The 21,013-nt window shown below is 60.3% G+C and carries 13 protein-coding genes and 8 pseudogenes; 14 read left to right on the top strand and 7 right to left on the bottom strand.

All coding sequences use genetic code 11. From position 1 onward, the window contains the following. Window positions 1-325: 325 nt before the first annotated feature. Window positions 326-685, bottom strand: a complete 360-nt coding sequence (locus B0G69_RS18815; RefSeq protein ID WP_121319971.1) for a hypothetical protein — start codon at window positions 683-685, stop codon at window positions 326-328. Window positions 686-965: 280 nt separating this feature from the next. After that, a pseudogene (locus B0G69_RS18810) lies at window positions 966-1,196 on the bottom strand (efflux RND transporter permease subunit); the annotation flags it as partial. Between B0G69_RS18810 and B0G69_RS18805 the strand changes: the two are divergent. From B0G69_RS18805 to B0G69_RS18775, 6 genes are all read left to right on the top strand, one after another. Continuing rightward, the gene (locus B0G69_RS18805) at window positions 1,144-2,322 is read left to right on the top strand and encodes an ATP-binding protein (protein WP_241991392.1); all 1,179 of its coding nucleotides are present in this window, start codon (window positions 1,144-1,146) and stop codon (window positions 2,320-2,322) included. The pseudogene B0G69_RS18810 and the gene B0G69_RS18805 sit on opposite strands and share 53 nt — an antisense overlap. A gap of 1,077 nt (window positions 2,323-3,399) precedes the next feature. Next, window positions 3,400-4,959 carry a tannase/feruloyl esterase family alpha/beta hydrolase gene (locus B0G69_RS18795; RefSeq protein ID WP_241991391.1) on the top strand — a complete coding sequence of 520 codons (1,560 nt, stop codon included), beginning with the start codon at window positions 3,400-3,402 and terminating at the stop codon, window positions 4,957-4,959. 192 nt (window positions 4,960-5,151) lie between these two features. Next, window positions 5,152-5,886 (top strand): IS6 family transposase, encoded by a 735-nt coding sequence (locus tag B0G69_RS18790; RefSeq protein WP_121319966.1) that lies wholly within the window; start codon window positions 5,152-5,154, stop codon window positions 5,884-5,886. Window positions 5,887-6,029: 143 nt separating this feature from the next. Next, window positions 6,030-6,956, top strand: coding sequence for a transposase (locus B0G69_RS18785; protein WP_241991390.1), 927 nt, complete (start codon window positions 6,030-6,032; stop codon window positions 6,954-6,956). Window positions 6,957-7,450: 494 nt separating this feature from the next. Beyond that, window positions 7,451-7,681, top strand: a complete 231-nt coding sequence (locus B0G69_RS18780) for a hypothetical protein (protein ID WP_121319964.1) — start codon at window positions 7,451-7,453, stop codon at window positions 7,679-7,681. Then, window positions 7,678-8,016, top strand: a complete 339-nt coding sequence (locus B0G69_RS18775) for a hypothetical protein (protein WP_121319962.1) — start codon at window positions 7,678-7,680, stop codon at window positions 8,014-8,016. Before B0G69_RS18780 ends, B0G69_RS18775 begins: the two co-directional genes overlap by 4 nt. A gap of 72 nt (window positions 8,017-8,088) precedes the next feature. Here B0G69_RS18775 and B0G69_RS18770 read toward each other — a convergent pair. Both B0G69_RS18770 and B0G69_RS18760 read right to left on the bottom strand, forming a co-directional pair. Beyond that, window positions 8,089-8,313 (bottom strand): annotated as a pseudogene (locus B0G69_RS18770) (DDE-type integrase/transposase/recombinase); the annotation flags it as partial. A 507-nt stretch (window positions 8,314-8,820) separates the two neighbouring features. Further along, window positions 8,821-9,144 (bottom strand): annotated as a pseudogene (locus tag B0G69_RS18760) (transposase); the annotation flags it as partial. A gap of 173 nt (window positions 9,145-9,317) precedes the next feature. On the opposite strand from B0G69_RS18760, the gene B0G69_RS18755 reads away from it, so the two are divergent. Continuing rightward, on the top strand, window positions 9,318-11,111 hold the full coding sequence (locus B0G69_RS18755; protein ID WP_121319958.1) for a radical SAM protein: 1,794 nt from the start codon (window positions 9,318-9,320) through the stop codon (window positions 11,109-11,111). A 56-nt stretch (window positions 11,112-11,167) separates the two neighbouring features. On the opposite strand, the gene B0G69_RS43000 is transcribed toward B0G69_RS18755, so the two are convergent. Then, on the bottom strand, window positions 11,168-11,551 hold the full coding sequence (locus tag B0G69_RS43000; protein WP_121323762.1) for a hypothetical protein: 384 nt from the start codon (window positions 11,549-11,551) through the stop codon (window positions 11,168-11,170). Window positions 11,552-11,780: 229 nt separating this feature from the next. Between B0G69_RS43000 and B0G69_RS41895 the strand changes: the two are divergent. The 7 genes and pseudogenes from B0G69_RS41895 to B0G69_RS18720 form a co-directional block, all read left to right on the top strand. Beyond that, window positions 11,781-12,788 (top strand): annotated as a pseudogene (locus B0G69_RS41895) (O-antigen ligase family protein); the annotation flags it as partial. Window positions 12,789-13,091: 303 nt separating this feature from the next. Beyond that, a complete protein-coding gene (locus B0G69_RS41890; protein WP_241991530.1) occupies window positions 13,092-14,237 on the top strand; it encodes a glycosyltransferase family 9 protein in 1,146 nt (381 codons plus the stop codon). Between the two features lie 421 nt (window positions 14,238-14,658). Continuing rightward, a complete protein-coding gene (locus B0G69_RS18740) occupies window positions 14,659-15,825 on the top strand; it encodes a radical SAM protein (RefSeq protein WP_121319954.1) in 1,167 nt (388 codons plus the stop codon). Between the two features lie 227 nt (window positions 15,826-16,052). Beyond that, window positions 16,053-16,667, top strand: a pseudogene (locus tag B0G69_RS18735) (IS6 family transposase); the annotation flags it as partial. 130 nt (window positions 16,668-16,797) lie between these two features. Beyond that, window positions 16,798-17,816, top strand: a pseudogene (locus tag B0G69_RS18730) (IS110 family transposase). 281 nt (window positions 17,817-18,097) lie between these two features. After that, window positions 18,098-18,184 (top strand): annotated as a pseudogene (locus B0G69_RS41435) (IS6 family transposase); the annotation flags it as partial. An 87-nt stretch (window positions 18,185-18,271) separates the two neighbouring features. Then, window positions 18,272-18,463, top strand: a pseudogene (locus B0G69_RS18720) (IS30 family transposase); the annotation flags it as partial. A 23-nt stretch (window positions 18,464-18,486) separates the two neighbouring features. Here B0G69_RS18720 and B0G69_RS18715 read toward each other — a convergent pair. Together B0G69_RS18715 and B0G69_RS18710 are read right to left on the bottom strand one after the other, a co-directional pair. Continuing rightward, window positions 18,487-19,581, bottom strand: a complete 1,095-nt coding sequence (locus tag B0G69_RS18715) for a phosphoserine transaminase (RefSeq protein WP_121319948.1) — start codon at window positions 19,579-19,581, stop codon at window positions 18,487-18,489. Then, window positions 19,581-20,849 (bottom strand): RimK family alpha-L-glutamate ligase, encoded by a 1,269-nt coding sequence (locus B0G69_RS18710; RefSeq protein WP_147440742.1) that lies wholly within the window; start codon window positions 20,847-20,849, stop codon window positions 19,581-19,583. The genes B0G69_RS18715 and B0G69_RS18710 overlap by 1 nt, the downstream gene beginning before the upstream one ends. Window positions 20,850-21,013 lie beyond the last annotated feature (164 nt).

The raw sequence follows: 21,013 nt of genomic DNA, 5'->3' as shown, positions 1-21,013 counted from the left end.
GGGACGATACGGCGAGCACCGGTTTAAAACGGTCGTGGCGCTGATCGCAGAAGATCCGAGGATTTCCGTCGAGCCGCGGCACGGTGCCGCACGGCGGCTCGAGCAAGCTGGCGCCGGCGTGCGTGAAGGGACACAGCGGATACAGGATCCGGTTCAGCAGGATCAAAGCTACTTAAGGGACGCCGTTTTTGGCAGCAGCACAACCGTGCGCCTCGAAGAAAGGCATCGTCACCGCAGCCACCAGTGCATAAGGTGAAGCGCCGGCGCAGCCGGCGTGGAGGAGTCGTGGCGTGCCCTCGGTGCGTGCGCCGCCATCGTCCGTTCGTCAGTGCCCGGTCAGCACGAACGGTCTGCCCGTCAGACGCAGATGCAGAACGACGAGCCAGCGCTGCGCACAAACCGCCGTCACCGCAACAGGACAGTTGGCCTCCGTCGTCTCTTTGACGGGCGCGGCGTGCCGATGTTGAACGGCGCGCTCGAAGGCGGCCTTCGCAAATTCCCGCGTCACGACGACACCGCTGCTGATCACTGCGATCGCGAACAAACGGAATGATGCGGAATCGAAGACCTGTTGCGACACCGGCAGCACCGTCAGCGCGAGAAGGGCCAGGGCCTCAACGCCCATGGCCGTGAGCGAGGCCACCAACAGATGTGCCCGCAGCATGTCAACGGTGATTGGCTTCATGACATGGTCTCGTGAGACGAATGATATGTGCACCGACATTCGCCGGTGCGTATAGGCGGCGGAAGCGCGTTCCGTCGAAGTACCGACCACCAAATTGCGGCAGTCGGACGACTAGATACAGTGTTGCCGATACTAGTGATTGAAGCTGAAGGACACCTTAAGGGAGAAAGCGTGCAAACGCTGAACGCGGTCAGTCAAGATGCTGGTCCTGACTTTGAGCGCAAGCAAACCGACAACGCACGTGCTGCTCGATGAGCGGCGTAGCTGTCGAGCTGGTGAGCGTCAGCGAAGGCGAAGTCAGCGCCAGTGATAACAACGTAAAGTCGGCCGAATTGACCTTCTGATAGGTCGGCGGGTTCGGCAGGTTCTTCGGCAATGTGCCGCCGGCTGCGTTGATCGCCGTCTGCACATCCTGCGCCGCGCCATCGATGTCGCGCGACAGATCGAATTGCACGGCAATGCTGGTATTGCCGAGCGAGCTCGACGACGTCATCTGCGTCACGCCCGCAATCAGCGAAAGTCATCTTGCCGGCGGCTATGGGGGCGATCAGCCAGCGATCCCCGTCTTTGACAAGCCGTTTTCGACGCGCCTCGCAAATGTGCCGGGCCACCCGCCTGGCCGATGCATCGCCGCGCACGTGCCCGATAATCGCATCGCTTTGCAATGCCAGAACACCCTCGAGCTCGACCACTTCGACGACGAACTGCTGCATGCGCTGCTCTCCACTGCGATGATCACGCTCGTGATCGGCCTGATCGGGGCGACCCTGATTGGCGTTTCGGCGATGCGGCGGCTCGATGCGGCGACCGCGTCGATCAAGGAAATCGTCGCCGGCAATCTCAGCAGGCGTTTGCCGGTGCATTCGAAACGCGACGAAGTGGATCGCCTGGTCGGCGTCGTGAACGGGATGCTCGACGAAATCGAGCGCCTGATGAACGAGGTCAAGGGCGTCTGCGATGCGATTGCGCACGATCTGCGCACGCCGCTCACGCGGGTGCTCGGCGGACTCGAACGTGCCCAACGGCGCGCCAGGACCGAGGCAGAGTATCGCGCGGCCATTGATGAAACCATCGTGGAAACCAGCGGCCTGCTACGCACTTTCAACGCCCTGCTGCGCATTTCGGAAATCGAAAGCGGCGTGCGCCGCGCCGGCTTCACCAGCGTCGATCTGGCCGCCGTCGCCGACGACGTGTTCGAGTTCTACGAGCCGACCGCCGAAGACAAGCAGATTGCCTTCGAACTGGAGCGCACGGTGTCCGGCCCGCTGGAAATCCAGGGCGATCCGAATCTGCTATTCGAGGCGCTGGCGAATCTGGTGGAGAATGCCGTCAAGTTCGCACCGCATGGCGGAGCCGTGCACATGACGCTGTGGCACGACGGACGAGGGGCCGGCGTGACGGTACGCGACAATGGACCAGGCATCGCACCGACCGAGCGCGATGCCGTCCTGCGCCGTTTTTATCGTGGAGAGGCGAGCCGTCATACGCCTGGCAGCGGCCTGGGGCTCAGTCTTGCCACCGCCGTAGCCGGCATGCACGGCATGATGCTGGCGTTCCACGACACGAACGTCGGTTGCGAGATCAGTCTGTTCAAACCCGGCCAATGCACCGAACGTCATCTCGCGGATAGCCGATGATCGATAACAGCCGATGCATTGACCTCGCTCCTTAAGATTCTCGGAGGGCCTAAGCTTCTGCTCCACATACTGTTTTTTCACACAGAGCAGTTAGCGCTGGAGCTCATGGCGAGAGCACGGAAATTCGAAGAACAGGATCGACGGCCTCGTCGAGAAAAAACCTGTCGCGCACTCGATGGCAGCATGCCGCTCCTGGCGCGTACCGATCTGCGTTCGTGGCTCTTCACGACCATGCATGACCTCTTTTTCATACAGATACGCAAGACATCGGTGCACCGATATGTGGACGATGCTCTGCCCGCTACGCGCCTCGCGAACATCTGCCGTGCACTTGATCTCCATTCGTCGTCCGATATGAGTGTGAACGACCATCATGTATTGAACAATTCTTTCGGGGTCCGTTAGAACTGTATGCTGCGTGAGCTGGTTCCGTTTCGACTTCGATAACCGAACGCGGCGGACTTTGCCGCATTGCGGCTCGACCGGTCGAGGCCAGGCGGGACGACTGCCGCGCAGTTTTGGCATTAATCGTCGGGCGTTTGCTGAAGCGCAATGATCGACCCGTCCTGCGGCAGATGCATCGCTATGCGTGGGGAAAGCGCTTAACCGTATCTCTCGCACCGCACCGCGCCGCGAACGCTAATGCTACGACCTTCGCAAATTGCGTCGACGGGCCGGCGAAGTCTTCTACTGGGTTGACCGGTTTGATTATGCGGTGTCGGGCGGGTATCGCGCGCAGCACTGTGTTGATCGACGTGCACGCGGTAGCCGCGCACTTGACTCGAAAGGGATACGGGTCACGTGTGCGTTGTGTGGCATAGAGGCCGATGCCGCAACGTCCGACGCCGTCTCCGTGCCTCATTTGAAGGAGACAAGGTGATGAACTCGATCAAGGGATTGTGGCGCGCGTCTGGGTGCGTGCGGTCGTGGCGGGGTGCGTTCTGTGCGCTAGCACTATGCGCCATGTGGAGCGGCGGCGTGTATGCGGCATCTGCGGCAAGCTCTTGTCGAGGCGCTGCATGCCGATCAGGCGGGGCGCCCACATCGTCGAAAGCAAGTTGTCCGCAACTGAAGGGGTTGACCATCCAGGCCAGCTCGATTGGCCTGCCGACAACCGGCGCCGTCGTCACATCAACGACGCAGATGGCGGCGAGCGGCCGCGGTGCGACGGCTACCGGGTCGTACTGCCTTGTGGCCGGCGCGATTCATCCGATCGATCCGTCCGCACCGGACATCCTGTTCAACGTCGCGTTGCCGGACCAGTGGAACAGCAAGATCCTCATGCTCGGCGGCGGCGGGTTCAACGGCTCCATTCCCGACGTGACAGGCAACGTGCCGAGCGCGCCGGCCAATCTGCAAGGACCGCTGTCGCGCGGCTACGCGGTGTTCGCGAGCGACTCCGGGCACGAGGGAGTTGACTCGGTGGACGGCGCCTTCTCCGTCAACGCAGAGGCGTACGACAACTTCATGGGCAACGCGCTAAAGAAGACGCATGACGCCGCGCTCATTATCATCAACAGGCGTTACGGCACGCATCCGTACAAGGCGTATTTCGCGGGTGGCTCAACTGGCGGGCGCGAGGCGCTGACCGTCGCGCAGCGCTGGCCGCAGGACTGGGATGGTGTGATCGCGTTTTATCCCGCGTACGACTTCACGACGCTGATCCTGCAGCTGTTGCGCGTGACGAAAGGCTTCGCGGCGCCTGGTGCGTACCTCGACACGGCGCAGCGCGCGCTGCTCCTGAAAGCGGTGATGCAGGCGTGCGACGGGCTCGACGGCGCCGCCGACGGGCTGATCAGCAACGTGCAGGCGTGCAATGCGACGTTCAATCCCGCGACGGCTTACGTCGACGGCAAGCGACTGCGCTGCCCCGGCGGTGCGGCGCGCGGCGACACGTGTCTGTCGAACCGGCAGATCGCGGCGCTCAATACGATGAACACGCCCCTCGTGTTTGAGTATCCGCTCGAAAGCGGCGAAACGCAGTACCCTGGCTTTAACGTGTATGGCGCAGATCTCGGCATGGGCAGCAGTTCTCCACTCGAGGAAACGGTCACGTTGCTCGCGCTCGGTACGACGCAGCCGTCGTACCCGCTGCAGATCACCACGATGTTCGACGGACAGATCAGCGATGAGTTCGCCCGCTACACGGTGATGGGCAATCCCAACTTCAACTCGCTAAAGTTCAATCCGGCGCTTGCCGGTCAATGGTCCGGGCGGATCAGCGCGCTGTCTGGACTCGACGCGACCAACGCGAACCTGACGCCCTTCATGCAGCACGGCGGCAAGCTGCTGATGGCGCACGGCACTGTGGACCTGACCGCCAGCACGCGGGCAACCGAGAACTACTATCAGCGCCTGGTGCTGACGATGGGCTCTGGCGCCGTCGCATCGTTCATGCGCTACTACGAGATTCCAGGGATGCAGCACGGGAGCGGCACAGAGTTCAACGCATCATGGGACTCGCTGACGACGCTGGAGAACTGGGCCGAACACGGCAAGCAGCCGGTGCATCAGGTGGTCACCGACACTGCGGGCGTACCGGGACGCACGCGACCGCTGTGCCAGTATCCAACGTGGCCTAGCTATAACGGCGCGGGCAACGCGAACAGCGCGGCATCGTTTACCTGCGTGCAGTAAAAGCGCACGCAGGCCGTGACGCGCGAGCGGCTACCACACCCGGTGTCGCCGCGCGTCTCGTGTCAACTGCAATCTGGACACCCGAAAGTCCCATCACGCTATCGAAGGTGATACACGCGGGGCGCATCGTTGACGATCCTGCTCGCAACTCGGCGTTGTCACGTTACCGTGGCGGTCGCGTAAGATGTCGCGATGAAAAAGACGAACTCGCTCTATCACGGTCACCGCTTTCCCGCCGCAGTCATCAGTTGCGCGGTGCGTTGGTATTTCCGCTTCCAACTGAGCCTGCGCGATATCGAGGAATTGCTGTTCGAACGCGGCGTGGTGGTGAGCTACGAGACGATCCGCCGATGGTGCGACAAGTTCGGCGTGGGCTTCGCGCATCGCGTCATGGTTGCGCGCCGCAAACCGGGCAGCACCTGGCATCTCGATGAGATGTTCGTGACGCTGCGCGGTGAGCCATACCTGCTGTGGCGGGCCGTCGATGAGCATGGTGCCGAACTCGAGATCCTGTTGCAGAAGCGGCGTGACAAGGCTGCAGCCAAACGTTTCTTGAACCGCGTACTTCGCTCATGCCCTGTGCCGCGCAAGATCGTGACCGGCCAATTGCGCAGCTACCCGGCCGCAAAGGCCGACATTCCCGAATTGGCGAACGTCAAACACGTGTTCGTTAAAGCCGCGGCGCGCGTGAACAACCGAGCGGAGAACAGCCACCAACCTGCCCGCGAACGCGAGCGTCGCATGCGGGGATTTCGCGACTGCAAGCGCACGCAGGCATTCCTCTCGTGTGTCGGTCCGATACGGCAGCATTTCGCGCTCAAGCGGCATCTGCTGCGTGCTTCGCTCTATCGCAAACACCTCGCGGCCCGATTCGCTGCGTGGCACGAATTCACCGACCTCACCCAGAATCCGTCGAATGCTTGCTGAGCAATGGTGACCTCTGCCACCATTTCGTCTCGCTACCGGCAAGTTGATAATCATTGAAAGGCCTCCTGGCCGCCCAAGAAAAGGGGGCGGCCAGGGTCTAGAGTTGAGATGCAGCCCTCAACCGACCCTTTCAGGAGGCTGAAATGAAGTATAGCGGCATCGATCTGCACTCGAACAACGCCGTAGTCGCCGTGATTGACGACCGGGACCGGGTGCTGTACTGCAAGCGGCTTGCCAATGATCTACAACTCATAGTGGCCGCGCTGGAGCCCTATCGGGATGAACTGCAGGGAGTGGTCGTGGAATCAACGTTCAACTGGTACTGGCTTGTCGACGGACTGATGGCCGACGGTTTTGCCGTACATCTGGCCAATACTGCAGCGATCAAGCAGTACGAGGGCCTGAAGTACTCAGGTGACGAACACGACGCCGTATTCCTTGCCCACATTTTTCGGCTTGGATTGCTGCCCGAAGGCTACATTTATCCGTCTCACGAACGCGCGTTACGCGACCTGGCGCGCAAGCGCATGCAGCTTGTCCAGCAACGTACCCTGAACATCCTGAGTATCAAAAGCCTGCTCGCCAGGCAGCTCAATCTACGCATCAATGGAGAACACGTGCAACGTCTCGACGACGCAGCGGTGCGAGCACTCGTGTTGCCGCCGCACGTCGAGCGCGCGCTGATGGCTAACCTTGCCGTGCTCCATACGCTGTGCACAGAGATTCAGGCGCTTGAGGCCATTCTCCACAAGGAAGTCAAGCTGCGCCCACAGTTCGACATCCTCAGGAGTGCGCCCGGAATCGGCAACATCCTTGCGGCCACCATCATGCTCGAAACCGGCACCATCGCACGCTTCGCCAGCGTTGGCCATTTCAGCTCCTATTGCCGCTGCGTGGACAGCAAGCGCATCTCCAACGGCAAGAAAAGGGCGAAGGCAATGCACGCAATGGCAACCGTTACCTTGCCTGGGCATTCGTCGAGGCCGCCGCTGGAGCGTTGCGCTGCTGTCCACAGGCCAGGCGTTTCTATGACCGCAAAAAGTCAAAGCGCCTGCCCGTCGTGGCTATGAAGGCACTCGCACACAAGCTCGCGCGTGCCGCTTATTACATGATGAGGGAGGGCAAACCCTTTGACCTCAACCGATGTTTCGGCTGACCTTGGCGGGGGGTGACGAGCCCGACGGCATTGTTGGCATCAAACCAGCAAGTTGATTGGGACACACCCCCGGCCATTCCCGATGCAGCGTAACGACTGAGACGCCCAGACCACGAGCCCGAGCAAGCCTGGTACCCACACGGGTAACCACATTGTTGTCTCACCCCTTGGACATTGGCCTGGTACCGACGGTTTTCTGGGGCTCCACGTGAGCCAGGGGCGAAGGCCAGAACACCGGCACTCGCCTTGAACCCGATGGGTGACTGGTGCGGATCAGCTCCGCAACCAGATGAACGAAATACCGGGTGCGCCGCGACGTTTCGCTTCGCACGGGGCCAGCGACCGCTTTGCAACAACGCAAGGCCGCGCCTTGTGGCTAGTGCTGTACCGCTTTCCAACGGCCTTTCAATGGGTGACAAAGCCTTGCTGACGTATGTCGGCATTCATGCGGGCATCGGGCTTCTGTTTCTGATCAGCAATCTACTGCGCATCGGCGCCGGCTTCGTCTCGCCGCGACGGCTCACGGACCTGCGGCTCACTCGCTTGTGGCTCGACTACACGCTGACGACGGGCATCATTGCGCTGGTCCTCGTGCTCGCGCTGCCCTCGCTGGTCGCGATGCTGGGAGCACGGCCATGAACGGACGGCCGCTTGCGCCACGGCGTTTGTGGTGGCTCGCCGTGGGCTTCACCATCTGGTGCGTTGCGCTCGTGATCCTGTATGCGCTGCACGCGATCGGCTGCGCGTTCGGCTGGCCGAGCGGGCCGCTGCGTGTGAGCCTTGCCATCGTGTTGCTGCTGCATCTGGTCGCGATCGGCTGGCTGTGGCGCTATCGCGCGGCGGCCATGCGCGATCCGGGTCCCGAGCGCATCAGTACGTTCATGCATACCGTCGTCATCTGGACCTTGATCGCGGCGCTGGTTGCCACGGCTATCACGTTTGGGCCCGCGCTCTTGCTGACTACTTGCATTTGAACGCGACGACCGGCGACGGTTGTGTCGCAGTAAGACGGGAGGGACGAGAAAATGCGATATCCAAAGGATACCTTATGAAACGAGCGAGTAGAACTGCTGCGCAGCGGACAGCGGGATTTTACCCCGGCATTTCATCTGCCCTTTCTTGATCATGTGCATGGTCTCAATGCCAGTGAGAATAACGCGAGCACAGTCAAAGTCCTTGAACCCCTGCATCGGCCGAGTGATGCGTTTGATGGCCCGATGGTCCTGTTCGACCACGTTGTTCAAATACTTGACTTGACGCATCACGTCCAGCGGATAGTGCAACCGGTGCAGCACCTTGGCAACGCCAGCAGCAAGGGCCATTTGTGGTGTTGCGGTCTTCTTCATCGTGGGCACAAGCAAAGTTCTGCCAACCTGCACTTGACCGCAGCATCGCTATTGCGACAAAACCAGATAGCGGACCTTTGTCCCTCAACAATCCACGTCGCGTTCATGCTACCAGGGATAGAAGCCCGAACCTACTGGCCGGGGAACGCCATCGAACATGTCACCGAAAGGTGGGCCGATCGCCAAGCGCACGCCCGGTTTGTTGACCGCCTGGTCGCAGGTTTGTCTACAGCACATATTCAGGAATGCGGCATAACTGCCGTGCCGCTTCGGCATAGAATCCTCTGAGGAGGTTCCAGTTATGGCAGCTATCAAGCGCATCGATCCGGGCCATCCCGCCTATCAGGCCGCGCCGCACAGGACAACCCGCTACCCTGCGGAGCACGTTACGTTGACGGTCGGCTCCAGGAAGAGGCTGCGCCGCTGTGTGCCTCATTTCAAGGTCGGGCGCGGCAAGGTCGGCGTCGGTGGCGTCAGGTTGTAGGCCGCCTGCGTCAGGAGGAACCACTGCTCGACCCGCTCGCGGCCACGATACATCGCCTGACGAATCCGGCCTACCGTCTTGCTCCAGCCGAAGACCTGCTCGATGCATTTGCGCTTGCGCTGGCTGATGGCGTAGCCGGCCCGGCGTGTCGTGCGACCGTCAATCGCTGAGCCACCTCCGCGGCCGTCGTTTTGCGCCACATGCGGCGTCACACGATTGGCGCGGCAACTCGCCGCGAAGCCCGCCGTGTCATAGTTCTTGTCGGCCCCAACAGGATCCCAATCCTCGAAACTTGGCGCCTGCGGCATTGTAAACACAGCAGGGGGCCAAGCGGGTAGGATGCGGGTTGTTGTACTGCTTGCCAGTTTACGATCCATCTCCGATTTTCTGAAGACGGACGACCTTCACGGTTTTGTGACTTCCAGACAGGGCTACAGAGCAGACCATGGACACGATCTACTCGATTTCTGACAGTTTCCGATTCTCTCTCGTCCTCATCAAGCCGACGCATTACGACGACGACGGCTACCCGATCCAGTGGCTCCGCTCGGTCATGCCTTCCAATACACTGGCCTGTATGTATGCGCTCGCTGATGACGCGCGAAAGCGAGAGTTGCTGGGCCCTGGCGTCCATTTTGAGATCGAAACATGCGACGAAACCAACCAGCGGGTGTGGCCAGAGCGCATCATTCGTGACCTGAAGGCAAAGGGCGGGAGATCGATGATCGGTCTGGTCGGTGTGCAGTCGAACCAGTACCCGCGCGCACTCGACCTCGCCCGCCAGTTCCGTGCCGCAGGCTTGCCGGTTGCGATCGGTGGCTTCCACGTTTCTGGCTGCATCTCCATGCTGCCCGAGATGCCCGCTGAACTTAAGGAAGCACAAGCAATGGGTGTGGCGCTATTCGCTGGGGAGGCCGAGGAACGGCGTCTTGATGAAGTCCTTCTCGACGCGTGGAATAGTGCAATGAAGCCCTTGTATAATTTCATGGACACGTTACCCTCGCTCGAAGGTGCTCCCCAGCCCATCTTGCCGCGCAAGCATATCGAACGCACGGCAGGTACCTATACCTCGGTTGACCTCGGTCGTGGTTGCCCGTATCAGTGCTCGTTTTGTACCATCATCAACGTGCAGGGGCACAAGAGTCGCTTTCGCACCCCCGACGATCTCGAGAAGATCATCCGCGAGAACGCAACGCAGGGCATCGACCGGTTCTTCGTCACGGATGATAATTTCGCACGCAACCACGACTGGGAGATCCTTCTCGACCGCGTCATCGAACTTCGGGAAAAGGAAGGCATTCACTGCGGCTTCACGATCCAGGTCGACACGCTCTGTCACAAGATTCCAGACTTCATCGAGAAGGCAACGCGCGCGGGTGTGCGTCGCGTGTTCATCGGGCTTGAGAATATCAATCCCGAGAATCTGATCGCGGCCAAGAAGCGGCAGAACAAGATCACCGAATACCGCGCCATGCTGCAGAAGTGGCGCGCCCACGGCGCGATTACCTACGCTGGCTATATCATCGGATTCCCGGCGGACACGAAAGAATCGATCCTGCGCGACATCGAGATCATCAAGCGTGAATTGCCAATCGACATTCTCGAATTCTTCATGCTCACCCCACTTCCAGGCTCCGAGGATCATCAGACGATGATAAGGAACGGTGAATGGATGGACCCGGACATCAACAAATACGACACCAACCACCGGGTCACGCACCACCCGAAAATGTCGGACGCTGAATGGGAAGAAGCGTATCGGTGCGCCTGGAGCGCGTTCTATTCGTACGAGCACATCCGCACGATCGTCAAGCGGGCAGCGCAGATCCCGAACGGCCGACCGAAGACGATCATGCGCACAATCGCCTGGTTCAGACTGATGATCGAACACGAGGGTGTGCATCCGCTCGAAGGGGGAGCCCTGCGGATGAAACACCGCCGTGACCGCCGTTGGCGGCTACCGGTCGAATCGCCGCTTCGCTTCTATCCGCGCTACTGGAGTGAGACCGCTGTCAAGGCGACAAAATATCTGCGCTTCTACCTCAGGACAGAGGCTATCCTCAGGGAAGTCGTGAAGGCTCCGGAACGTTACGCCTACACGGATATCGCCATCACGCCGCTGCAGGAAGAGGAGTTCGAGCAGCTTGGACTCTTTCACTCCACGAGCGGCGGCGAGGCAGCGCTGGCTGTCCACCACCGGCGTATTGCCATCCGGTCATCGGGCCCGTCTGCAGCGTGATATCGTTGACAATGTCATCCAGTTTTCCTAGTACACATGCGACACAAAGCAGTAGATCAGTCTTGTCGCGGTAACAGCACGAACGACTGGTGTACATTCGTAAGCTGCCGTAGATTAGCTCCGGAATTGAAGGGCAGTTCAGGGTCGAATTCTGCCCGACGCGGACCGATCGATGGCGGCTCACTCTGCCAGTTCAACGTCGGACCGGGTTCGGTCTTTTCTGGAAAGCAAAGGCGCAGATTGACAAGTACAACATGTTTGCGGCGACTGGGAAGCGCATACGCCGCTGCACCGAGCGCGCTGCCAAACCTCGCGACCAAAGAGTATGGAAGCACTGAGAATGCTCGCGACAGCATTGCGACGAGGAGGTAACCGAGTTGTGCCACGATCTTTCCTGCGGGTAGTGGATGGTTGCACCAGGTGGGAATGTTGTCATGCATTGACAACGGACACTTGAGAGCGGCCTTTGCCACAATCTCGCGCCGAGCTGCGGAAGTAGGTCGGTCACCGAAGCTCAAGCCTAACGCGTCGGAGCGGGCCGGTCGAACGATTTCGAATTTCCGGGCTCGGCTCAGCTTGAGCCATTCGCTTCTCCATTCAATATGGACGCCGCGCATGGCCCAATCGGCTTGGGCTGCTGCTCCTCGCTAGACTTCAGGTTCTGACGTGATGCGTACCAACCAACTATCAGGCTGTGTCGCTACCTTGGCTGTCGTCTTGTCGCCGGCTGTAATGCTGTCGATCAGAGGGGGCACCGGCTACTGCTTTTTCGTTATTTTCGCGCTCGCTTTGGTCTACCTTGGCAAAGCCGAGCATCGGCGTTGCGCGGCGGCGCTGTTTCGCGAGCATCGGCTCTTCGTGCTGGGTCTGATCGGCCTGCCGGCGGTCGTGCTGTTCCAGCTAGCGGTTTTTCGAAGCAGCACGTTCCCGGCTCTCGATCCATTCCTGCGGCTGGCTCTCGTCGTCCCCAGCTTTTTCTATCTGACGTCGCTGGCGTACCGGCAACTCCGCCTCGTGCAATGGGGATTTGTGGCGGGCGCACTGGGCGTCGGTACGTGGGCCATCTACGCGCACTTTCATCCAGCCGTCTGGGTCGCCCCCGGTCGCCTCGGCAATTCATTTACCAACCCGATCCCTTTCGGCGACACAGCATTGCTGCTCGGTTTCCTGTCGATTGTGTCGATTACGCGAGGCAGGCGCGCACGCATAACAGAAGTGGCGATCAAGATCGCGGCGTTTCTGCTCGGCGGATATGCGTCATATCTGTCGGGCTCGCGCGGGGGCTGGATTGCGGTGGCGCTGCTCGTATGGACAACCGTCGGCGGCCGGCACTGGCTAGCCAGCAGGCGGGCACGCATGACATTGGGCTGTGCGATCGTGGCGTTTTTCGTGGCACTCGGATCCACCAGCATTGTTCGCCAGCGGGTCGACGCGACCGTGTCCGACATCAAGCAAATGCAGCAAGGCAACATCGATACGTCGCTTGGGCTGCGGCTTCAATTGTGGCGCGCGTCCGCGCTCCTGTACTCGCGCCATCCGGCGTTTGGCGTGGGGCGCGGCCGTCTGGAGGAGGCGCTGAACGAGCTTGCCCAACGCGCCGAGGCGCCGCGGGCGATCGTCAACGCGGGCGCACATAGCGAGTTCTTTTCGACGCTTTCCCAAATGGGAACGGTGGGCGTGGCCACACTGCTGCTTCTGTACGTCGGGACCTTCACACCGTTCTGGCGGAACCGGCTCAGCGCGGACGGCGAAATCGCTACCGCATCGTATCTGGGACTCGCCGTGGTTGGCAGTACGATCATCTTCGGGTTGACGATCGACGCGTTGACGCTCGTGATGAGCGCAGCCTTTTTCGCGCTGAATGTAGCAACACTGCTTGCGTGCATCGAGGCGCGCAAGCGGGAAATCGGCGAAGTGGGCAACTCACGTGCGCTGAAGCGGGGACGATCCGCGCGAACGAAGGTGGACAACTCGCGTCCGCTGAAGCTGGAACGGCCTCCGCGAACGATTCTCGTGGCCTGCCCGCGTCGCATAGGCGATGTGTTGCTGGTGACGGCGCTGGTCCGGTCGATGAAGACGCAATGGCCCGAGGCCATGATCGACATGATCGTGTTGCGGGGCACAGAGGGGGTCCTTGAGCACAACCCGGACCTGCGCCGGGTCATTGCTGACGCTCAGCGCGTGCCGCTGCGTGAGCGAATTGCCGGCGCGGCGCGGATCTGGCGGCGTTACGATCTGGCCTGCGCAGCCACCGACTCCGATCGCGCACTGATTTATACGTGGCTTGCCGGCCGCAAGCGGATCGGGCTCGTCAATGCCGATCGTGTGAAGTGGTTCGCCCGCGTCATGCTTCACCGTATCGCGCTCGACCGGCAAGCGCAGGCACACGTGGTGCCGAACACCCTCGAACTGGCGCGGCTGGTGGGCGTGACGCCTCGCGGGGAGGTGATCGCACCGGGCATCGGTCCCGATCCCGAGCGCAGGGCCCGGTTCGAGGCGCGGTTCAACGCGCCGCCCGGCGCGATGCCGGGGCAGCCCATGGTCGTGCTGCACCTGTGCGCCATGTACGGGTATAAGCAATGGACCGTCGATGGCTGGGTCGCGACGATCCGCTGGCTGCGCGCGCAGGGCTTTGCTGTCGCGCTGAGCGGAGGACCAGCGCAGGCCGAGCGCGCGTATGCCGCGCAGGTGGTCGTGGCGGCTGGCGAGCCGATCCTGAATCTTGTCGGTGAGCTGACGTTCGGCGAAACGGCGGAAATGATCCGGCGTGCGAAGATCTTCATTGGTCCCGACACGGGTACCACGCACGTTGCGGCCGCATGCGGCACGTTGACGATTGCGCTGTTCGGCCCAGGCGACCCGGTTCGCTGGGGGCCGTGGCCATGCGGCTGGCCGGTGGGTGAGGCGCCATGGGCTCGACGCGGCTCAGGCCTGCGCGGCAACGTGTACCTGTTGCAGGGGGAGAACCAGTGCGTTCCGTGCCGGCAGGAAGGGTGCGGCCGGCACGAGGAAAGCACAAGCGATTGTCTGACCGGCCTGCGGGCAAGCCGCGTGATTGCTGTCGCTGCGCAACTGCTTGGTATTCAGGCGCCGACACAGGCCAGGATCGTCGACATCAGCCGATAGACGCGCCCTGTGGGCGTTGCCTGAAGGGCCGGACTTACAATGGGATGCCAGATAAAATAAATACACTTCGACGGCATAGCAGTTCAAGCGAAGACTATTCAACTGCATGCTCGTGGCCAGCGCGCTTTGCGACAACGCTATGCGCCTGTGTAGTAATAGTATGGGCTTTGAATAATCCGTAAAAGCAACGGAAGTTGCGACAGCGGACGTTGCTGCTCCGGTTCTGCGACGATTCGCGAGTGTCCGCTCAGGCCAGTCGACTCCGGATGGCCGTCTTCCGCCTACACCGGTCCGCCGCAATCTCTACCGCTTCAGTCCGCCTTTACCTGACCCCATACCCGCATCTATTGCGCACAGGCTAGCGTGTGAAGCGTATGCTTGGATGCTTCGTGCCGAATTCGTCAGCCGACCGTGAGGGTCCATGGATATGACAGAACGGATCATTAAGTGGCGCAATCTGCGGCACTCAGACGGCGTCGCCAGTGAGCCGCGCAATCCACTGCCTGCGGTCTGTGACGTATCCGTAACGAACGTTTGCAACGCCGCATGCGACTTCTGCGGGTTCTCGCGGGACAAGAACCTGGCAGGCCCCCGGCGCTATCTGGATCCTGATGAGTTCGCGCGTGCGCTGCCGATCCTGCGCAGACGCCGGATTCGCTACATGACGCTCCAAGGGGGCGAGCCGCTGGTTCACCCGAAGATCGAATCGTTAGTGGCCTCGGCGACGAAAGCCGGCATCGATTGCGGTCTGATCACGAACGGCTGGTTCCTCCCCCGCCACATCAAGCAACTGGCGGCGGCCGGCCTCAAGCGTCTCCTGATATCGATCGATAGCGCGGACATGGGCGAGCACGAGCGCAATCGCGGCCTGCGCGGTCTGGAGGCCCGTATCCTCGATGGAATCGCTCAGGCGCGCGCCTTTGGCATCCCGGTCTGTGCATCGGTCACGGTGAGTCGCCTGGTCCGTTACGCGTCGCTTCCAGAGACGCTCAACCGGCTTGGCTTCGATGCCGTCGCGTTTTCCTATCCAAGGCGCGAAACGCTCGGTTCCACATCGCTCGTTTACGACGAAACATCGGCGCTCGTCGACCTAAGCCGTGACGAACTACTCGAAGCGTTGAGCGCAATCGCCCGCCTCAAAAAACGCTTTCGTGTTATGGACCCGAGCGCTGCGCTGGCCGAGGTCGGGCGGTTCGTGCGCGGCGAACAGCAACTGATTCCATGTATCGGCGGCAGCAAGTATTTTTATATCGACTGGAACCTCGATGTCTGGCGTTGTGAGGCGTGGCCCGAGCCAATGGGCTCAGTCTTCGACCTCGACCGCCTGCCCGATCAACGGGAGCCCTGCAATGACTGCATGATGGGGTGCTACCGGCATGCCAGCGTCCTGATGCACGGCGCCATTGCCGTGACCGACTCGGTATACGCGCTGGGCAGGGGCGAGCTTCGCGCTGCTGTCGGTACGTTGTTCCAGCGCAGCGTCGCATATTCGCTGTGGGCGCTTTCAGTTGAAGAATTGCCTCGAGCGGCGCTTACCTCGCTAGCAAGACGGAATGGCGGACGCCGTTCGTCACCGAAAAGTTCATAAGCCCGATCTGCCGCAACTGGGGCTCCTGGCGGAAGGCCACGTCGCTTGTTCGAACTCAAACGGACATTCTCGCGGCGATTCCGGGCGTCTTTAACGGGTCCGGCATATGCCCCTTGCATAGGCCGTCGACGGCCAAGAGTCAAGCGATCGATTGATCAGGCAGAGGGTTCTGTTGCAATTGCGAGGGCTGGTATCCTGCGGGACCTAACAGAATGATGTGAACGGCAATGAAAGCGCTGAGTCCGGCGGTAGCCAAAGTGCTGAAGCGGTTGCACTATCCGCTCGAGATAATGTTGGTGTGCGTGCGTTGGTACGTGGCCTACCCGCTGAGCTTGCGCAATCTCGAGGAGATGATGGCCGAACGCGGGATCGCGGTCGATCATTCGACCGTGCACCGGTGGGCCATCAAGCTTCTGCCGGTGCTTGAAAAGGCGTTCCGCCGCTGCAAGCGCCCAGTCGGCAAGAGCTGGCGGATGGACGAAACCTATGTGAAGGTCCAGGGCACATGGAAGTATCTCTACCGCGCCGTCGACAAGGCCGGCAATACGGTCGACTTCCTGCTGCGAGCCAGGCGGGACAAGGAAGCGGCCCGACGATACTTCGCGAAGGCCATCGATCAGAATGGCGCGCCCGAAACCGTAACCATCGACAAAAGCGGTGCCAATCTGGCCGGGCTGCACGCCATGAACGCCGAGCGTGAGACGCCCATCAAGATCCGCCAGGCCAAGTATCTCAACAATATCGTGGAACAAGACCATCGGGCGATCAAGCGACGTACCCGACCCATGTTGGGATTCAAGGATTTCCGTTGTGCCCGCATCTTGCTGAGCGGCATTGAACTCAATGAAATGAACGCCTCCCACCCGTAAGCAGTTTGGATAATGAAGGAGAGCGGACCGTCCAGGCCTGATGACATCAGAGTGCCCAGATAGAAGATCATGTAGGTCTTGACAGGCAACCGAAGCATTCGACATGAAGCTTACGCCAGTAGGGATCGATATCGCAAAGAGCGTATTTCAGGTGCACTACGTTGATGAAGAGACCGGCGAGATCGTGAACAAGCCGATCAAACGAGTGAAGTTTCTTGAGCACTTCGCGAACCGTACACCGTGCCTGATTGGAATGGAGGCGTGTGGTGGTTCACAACACTGGGCACGGCAACTCACGAAGCTGGGACACACGGTGAAGCTGATGCCGGCCGAATTCGTCAAGGCGTTCAACATCCGCAACAAGAGCGATGCAGCGGACGCCCGAGCGATCTGGCTGGCAGTGCAGCAACCAGGCAAGGCGGTGGCAGTGAAAACCGAACCGCAGCAGGCGGTGCTGGCGCTGCACCGGATGCGCCAACAACTGGTGAAGTTCCGTACGATGCAGATCAACAGCTTGCGCGGACTGTTGACGGAATATGGCGAAGTGATGGGCAAAGGTCGATCTGCGCTGGACAAGGCCATACCCGCGGTGCTGGCCAGAGTCTCAGATCGGCTGCCGGCTGTGCTGGTCGATACGTTGCGCGAGCAGTGGAACGGTTTGACGAGGCTCGACGAGCAGATCGTCGTGATCGAACGGCGGCTACGTCAGTGGATGTTAGAGGACAAGGCGGTCAAGTCGATCACCGAAATTCCGGGCGTCGGTGTGCTGACTGCAACAGCTGCAGTCGCGACGATGGGAGATGTGAAGTCGTTCAGATCGGGACGCGAGTTTGCGGCCTGGATCGGTCTTGTGCCAAAGCAAACGGGCTCAGGAGGCAAGGTGACGCTGCTTGGCATCAGCAGGCGCGGAGACACTTATCTGCGCACGCTGCTCATTCACGGCGCGCGCAGCGTGCTCAATCATGCCAAAGTGCCAGGCCCGTGGGTCGAGCAGATCAGCAAGCGGCGGCCGCAAAACGTAGTGACTGTGGCGCTGGCCAACAAGATGGCGCGTACGATCTGGCAGTCCTGGCCCACGACCGGCCTTACCAGAAGGGACACGTGAGCGCGAAGCCCGCCTGAACGGTTGAAGGCACCTCGCGAATAGATGTCTACAGCATGACACGATCGAAAGGTTGCGTTGGTACTCGAATGTGATGACACGACAGGTCGGACCTGAACTCGCTAAACCTGAATATGCATCAGAGCTGCAAGCTCGTGAACTCAATGAGGTGCGAGTCAGCGAATTTCATAGAGGCCCGCAGCGTCCGTATCGGCTGCAATAAGGCCGCATATACAGCCGCAACCGATTCTGTATGTCAATGCACGCGAAATTCCTCCGCAAACGGGAGGCGTTCATATATATGCATATGATCGCCAAAGGGCAGATGAAAGACGCAGGCAAACTCAAGCCATCGGCCGCCCAGCAATTCTACTCGCTGGCGATGTAAGCAATCCTTATCATATCGCGATCGTTCGCCCAAATCGCCTTACCGCGACAGAACCTGAACAAATTGCCCTCGACCAGATCAGGCGACTGGCAGCGCGGCTCGAACGAAAATACAAATGGGTTGTTAAGGCAGTACTTCCCCAAGGGCACCGACCTGTCAATGTATTCGCAGGCCAAACTCAACGCTGTGGCAAGGCGACTGAACCAGCGTCCAAGGAAGACGCTGGACTACGAGACGCCCGCCGAACGATTCCAGCAAACTATTGCATTCACCGGTTGAATCCGCCGAACCGGCATTGCTGTTCAGGCCCGTTGCATACTGAATTCCGCAAGTGCGTTTGCCAGAATGTCCACGGCTTGCTCGGTAACGGCGTTGTACAGAGACGCACGCAACCCGCCAATTGAACGGTGCCCCTCCAGTCCAACGATACCCTGTTCACGAGCCGCCCCGATAAACGCATCGCCGAGCCGAGAATCACCAAATTTAAAAGCCACGTTCATTTGTGAGCGCCAGCGACGGTCCGCGTGGACGGTCACGACCCCCTCCAAAGCGTCCAGCGTGTCATACAGCCGCCGCGCCTTTCTCTCATTGATGCTTTGCATCGCATGCAGACCGCCAACATCGAGGCGCAGCCAGCGCGTAATCAACATCAGCACATAGATCGCGAATACCGGCGGCGTGTTGTAGTTGGAACCGTGCGAGACGTGGGTGCGAAAATCGAGGATCGCTGGCAAGCCGTCGGGGATCCGTTCAAGCAGCGAACGCTTGATTACCGCTACCGTTACCCCGGCCGGACCTAGGTTTTTCTGGGCGTGGGCATAAATCATCGAGTATGCCTCTGGCCGAATGGGCTTCGACAGAAAATCGGACGACATGTCCGCAATCAGCGGTACCCCCGTCGCCTCTTCGCAAACCGGAAATTGCAAACCTTCCACGGTCTCGTTCGACACGTAGTGCAGATAGGCGGCCGAGCCGGAGATGTCCAGCTTATCGAGGGCGGGCAACTGCCGGTAGCCCGTCGCGTGGCCGTCCCACGCAACTTTCCTCTCAGTCACCTTGGCCGCCTCCGAGGTCGCCCGACCGCTCCAGTAGCCGGACGTCACATATTCGGGCGGGGCGAATCCTTTCGCGGCAAAATTCATCGGGATCATCGCGAACTGCAGACTACTGCCGCCCTGCTGAAAGGTAATGGCGTAGTCGTCGGATATACCGAGCAGAACGCGCAGATTCTGTTCCGCTTCGTCCAGTATGGAGCGAAACCAGTCCGAGCGATGGCTCATGCCGAGTACGGAGATGCCGGTTTCCGGTAGCGCGGTAATCGCTATCCGCGTCTGTTCCAGCACGGTTTCAGGGAGCGCTCCGGGACCACCGGAAAAATTCAATGCATTGGACTTCACTATGCCTCCGAGGCCAGCCGTTGGTTTTTGTATGCGCTCGCAGCCGCGCGGCGCAGCATTTCATGAAAGGCGTCAGCAACCCGGCGAATTTGCGGAACCTTATAAGGAAAGATGCTCTGGTCGTCCAAGTCATGCACAACCATGCCCGTCGCGATCTCGAATATGAGCAGCAGGCCATCGCTCGTTTCCGCGCAATCGAATCCTACGTAATCGAGACCGGTCAATTCCGCGACGTTGCGAAACGCCTCGCGGTGACGCACAGCAAAATCGGTGTCAAAGCTCGCCATCAGGTGCGATTCTTCCTCTCGCCGGTCGGGATGCATCGACATTTCCGCGTAAGGGTAGTGAACCATCCATTCCTTCGAGATGCCCATATGGCACACGAATGGCGTTCCCTCGATCATCACGATCCGGTATTTGCGAAACAGACCGTCGGCGCTGCTGTAGTCGATAAAAGGCGCCATATAATATTCCACGGCGTCAGACTCAGCCATGTAGCGCGCGAGTTCCTGAGCGTCGGACACTTTTGCCAGACCTTGTCCGGCGTGCGATCCCATCGGCCGTATGATGAGCGGATAATTTGCGCCGAGTACCTCGGACAACTGCAACGCTCCCGAAGCCGCTTCGTTGACCCGCTCACGGGAAAGGCGCACCGTGCGGGCCATACAGATACCGGGGGCAGCGCCGAGCAGAGCATAGGCGGTGTCACGCATTGTCTTTGCAATGTGTTCGGACCGGTTCAGTACGCGGCAACCCGTCCCGCTCGTCAGCGACGCGATTTGGGCAAGAACGCCCGCGGTTTCATCCGACGCGCATGCCGCAACGAAGATAACGTCGTGCTCGGGCAACTCGGCATCCCCCAGCGGCCGCGTGTCGACATACAGGACCTCTACCTGCAGGTCGGCGTTCTCAAGCAGGCACTCAAAAGGCGTGTTCGCCATCAGATCGCCCGGAGCCTTGAGCACCAGCACCTTCAAAGGAGGCTTGATCGTCTGGGCGCTCTTTAACCGATAATGTCTGGTCATTTGAAGCGCTTGCTGCTGGACGGCGAGAGCGGCTGCCTTCTGGTATTTGAATTGCAACACTAGCGACAAATCGAGCAGAGCGTACGGGTCGTCATGGCGCTTTATGTGCTCGAGCAGGCTCTCCCCCAGCGGCGTCAGATCGTTCCCAGCCGTTGCCGCCCGGAGCAACGCAGCCAGTCCCAGTGGCTGATGCATCGATGGAAGGCCGGCATCACCCGTTGATTCAGTTCGAGCAGTATTCATGAATGGCGCGTTTCAGTGGAGCGATACCCGGGCGAAAGAATGCGCTCGCCGGCATTACATTTACGTGAAGTTCACTCACGTCATTGACGGTGGGTGTCAGTCGGGATGCGGGTACACGCCGGCATTTCGCCGATGTAGCCGACTTCTTCCTCGAACCATGCTTC

Origin of the sequence: Paraburkholderia sp. RAU2J (genome assembly GCF_003634845.1) — a bacterium.
In the GTDB taxonomy this organism is placed as follows: Bacteria; Pseudomonadota; Gammaproteobacteria; order Burkholderiales; family Burkholderiaceae; genus Paraburkholderia; species Paraburkholderia fynbosensis.
This window is presented reverse-complemented; position numbering and strand designations above follow the sequence as displayed.

Excerpts from the sequence above, each read along its gene's own strand:
- B0G69_RS18740 (WP_121319954.1), top strand. The coding sequence starts at position 14,659 with ATGGATATGACAGAACGGATCATTAAGTGGCGCAATCTGCGGCACTCA.
- B0G69_RS18785 (WP_241991390.1), top strand. The coding sequence starts at position 6,030 with ATGAAGTATAGCGGCATCGATCTGCACTCGAACAACGCCGTAGTCGCC.
- B0G69_RS18815 (WP_121319971.1), bottom strand. The coding sequence starts at position 685 with ATGAAGCCAATCACCGTTGACATGCTGCGGGCACATCTGTTGGTGGCC.
- B0G69_RS18790 (WP_121319966.1), top strand. The coding sequence starts at position 5,152 with ATGAAAAAGACGAACTCGCTCTATCACGGTCACCGCTTTCCCGCCGCA.
- B0G69_RS18775 (WP_121319962.1), top strand. The coding sequence starts at position 7,678 with ATGAACGGACGGCCGCTTGCGCCACGGCGTTTGTGGTGGCTCGCCGTG.
- B0G69_RS18780 (WP_121319964.1), top strand. The coding sequence starts at position 7,451 with ATGGGTGACAAAGCCTTGCTGACGTATGTCGGCATTCATGCGGGCATC.
- B0G69_RS43000 (WP_121323762.1), bottom strand. The coding sequence starts at position 11,551 with ATGCATGACAACATTCCCACCTGGTGCAACCATCCACTACCCGCAGGA.
- B0G69_RS18755 (WP_121319958.1), top strand. The coding sequence starts at position 9,318 with ATGGACACGATCTACTCGATTTCTGACAGTTTCCGATTCTCTCTCGTC.
- B0G69_RS18805 (WP_241991392.1), top strand. The coding sequence starts at position 1,144 with ATGCTGGTATTGCCGAGCGAGCTCGACGACGTCATCTGCGTCACGCCC.
- B0G69_RS18710 (WP_147440742.1), bottom strand. The coding sequence starts at position 20,849 with ATGAATACTGCTCGAACTGAATCAACGGGTGATGCCGGCCTTCCATCG.